We start from the raw sequence: 1,848 nt of genomic DNA, 5'->3' as shown, positions 1-1,848 counted from the left end.
TCACGCGGCGTTGCTCCGTCAGACTTTCGTCCATTGCGGAAGATTCCCTACTGCTGCCTCCCGTAGGAGTCTGGGCCGTGTCTCAGTCCCAGTGTGGCCGATCACCCTCTCAGGTCGGCTACGCATCGTTGCCTTGGTGAGCCGTTACCTCACCAACTAGCTAATGCGCCGCGGGTCCATCTGTAAGTGGCAGCCGAAGCCGCCTTTCCACTTTTCCTCATGCGAGGAAAAGAACTATCCGGTATTAGCCCCGGTTTCCCGGAGTTATCCCAGTCTTACGGGCAGGTTACCCACGTGTTACTCACCCGTCCGCCGCTGACTTCAGGGAGCAAGCTCCCATCAATCCGCTCGACTTGCATGTATTAGGCACGCCGCCAGCGTTCGTCCTGAGCCAGGATCAAACTCTCCGAAAGAAGTTTGACTTGCTCATTTGCTATTTTTAAAGTATTAGCAACTTTGTAAGAAACATGTTCTTACTAGATTTACGTTGACGTTTTGTTTGTTGTTTTGTTCAGTTTTCAAGGTTCAATACAAATCGCTCGGTTAGAGCAACTTTTATAGTTTAACATCGACTGTTTAAGATGTCAACATCTTTTTTTAATGAAATATTATTCATTTGAAAAAGATAAGTGGAGCCTAGCGGGATCGAACCGCTGACCTCCTGCGTGCAAAGCAGGCGCTCTCCCAGCTGAGCTAAGGCCCCGTATAAGAAAAGTGGTCGGGAAGACAGGATTTGAACCTGCGACCCCTTGGTCCCAAACCAAGTGCTCTACCAAGCTGAGCTACTCCCCGAAATAAATGGCGCGCCCGAGAGGAGTCGAACCCCTAACCTTTTGATCCGTAGTCAAACGCTCTATCCAATTGAGCTACGGGCGCAATATAAATGTTCTGTTTACCAGGAATAATATCTGGTGCCGAGGACCGGAATCGAACCGGTACGGTAGTCACCTACCGCAGGATTTTAAGTCCTGTGCGTCTGCCAGTTCCGCCACCCCGGCAAAGAAACTGTAATGGAGCGGAAGACGGGATTCGAACCCGCGACCCCCACCTTGGCAAGGTGGTGTTCTACCACTGAACTACTTCCGCGAATGGTGCGGGTGAAGGGACTTGAACCCCCACGCCTTGCGGCGCCAGATCCTAAGTCTGGTGCGTCTGCCAATTCCGCCACACCCGCATATTATTTTTTTGCTACATGCAAAAATATGGTGAGCCATGAAGGATTCGAACCTTCGACCCTCTGATTAAAAGTCAGATGCTCTACCAACTGAGCTAATGGCTCGTGCTAATTAGAAAGTGGTGCCGGCAAGAGGACTTGAACCCCCAACCTACTGATTACAAGTCAGTTGCTCTACCAGTTGAGCTACACCGGCAAGTATGTTGTCTCTGAAGAAACAATTTACTAGGTGTTATTTTAATTCGCTTTACTTTTTACGCTGAAGTTTTTTAAAGGAGGTTTATTTACTCCGCTTCGCTTTGTAAAAAACTTGGTGGAGGATGACGGGATCGAACCGCCGACCCTCTGCTTGTAAGGCAGATGCTCTCCCAGCTGAGCTAATCCTCCGTTATAAAGCCTGGCGACGTCCTACTCTCACAGGGGGAGATCCCCCAACTACCATCGGCGCTGAAGAGCTTAACTTCCGTGTTCGGCATGGGAACGGGTGTGACCTCTTCGCCTTAGTCACCAGACATATTCAATTGAAAGAACATTGTTCTTTCAAAACTAGATAAAGTATTAGAAGAAAGAAGAAAGTATTCCGAGTTTCGCTGTTATTTCGTGGTTAAGTCCTCGATCGATTAGTATCTGTCAGCTGCACGTGTCGCCACGCTTCCACCTCAGACCTATCTACC

9 tRNA genes and 2 rRNA genes are annotated in these 1,848 nt (G+C 49.1%); all 11 read right to left on the bottom strand.

Annotated features, from left to right (window positions below):
- Positions 1-413, bottom strand: a 16S ribosomal RNA gene (locus FZC78_RS23310); the annotation flags it as partial.
- A 217-nt stretch (positions 414-630) separates the two neighbouring features.
- A tRNA-Ala gene (locus FZC78_RS23305) sits at positions 631-703 on the bottom strand.
- Between the two features lie 12 nt (positions 704-715).
- Positions 716-792: transfer RNA gene (locus FZC78_RS23300), tRNA-Pro, on the bottom strand.
- 7 nt (positions 793-799) lie between these two features.
- Positions 800-876 (bottom strand) — tRNA-Arg (locus FZC78_RS23295).
- 33 nt (positions 877-909) lie between these two features.
- Positions 910-998, bottom strand: a tRNA-Leu gene (locus FZC78_RS23290).
- Positions 999-1,011: 13 nt separating this feature from the next.
- Positions 1,012-1,086, bottom strand: a tRNA-Gly gene (locus FZC78_RS23285).
- A 3-nt stretch (positions 1,087-1,089) separates the two neighbouring features.
- Positions 1,090-1,174 (bottom strand) — tRNA-Leu (locus FZC78_RS23280).
- 29 nt (positions 1,175-1,203) lie between these two features.
- A tRNA-Lys gene (locus tag FZC78_RS23275) sits at positions 1,204-1,279 on the bottom strand.
- Positions 1,280-1,294: 15 nt separating this feature from the next.
- Positions 1,295-1,370: transfer RNA gene (locus FZC78_RS23270), tRNA-Thr, on the bottom strand.
- A 115-nt stretch (positions 1,371-1,485) separates the two neighbouring features.
- Positions 1,486-1,561: transfer RNA gene (locus FZC78_RS23265), tRNA-Val, on the bottom strand.
- 8 nt (positions 1,562-1,569) lie between these two features.
- A 5S ribosomal RNA gene (gene rrf / locus FZC78_RS23260) occupies positions 1,570-1,686 on the bottom strand.
- Positions 1,687-1,848 lie beyond the last annotated feature (162 nt).

It is taken from the genome of Rossellomorea vietnamensis, from assembly GCF_008180415.1.
Classification (GTDB): domain Bacteria; phylum Bacillota; class Bacilli; order Bacillales; family Bacillaceae_B; genus Rossellomorea; species Rossellomorea vietnamensis_C.
Note: the sequence above shows the minus strand (reverse complement) of the source record. Positions and strands in the feature narration are given on the sequence as shown.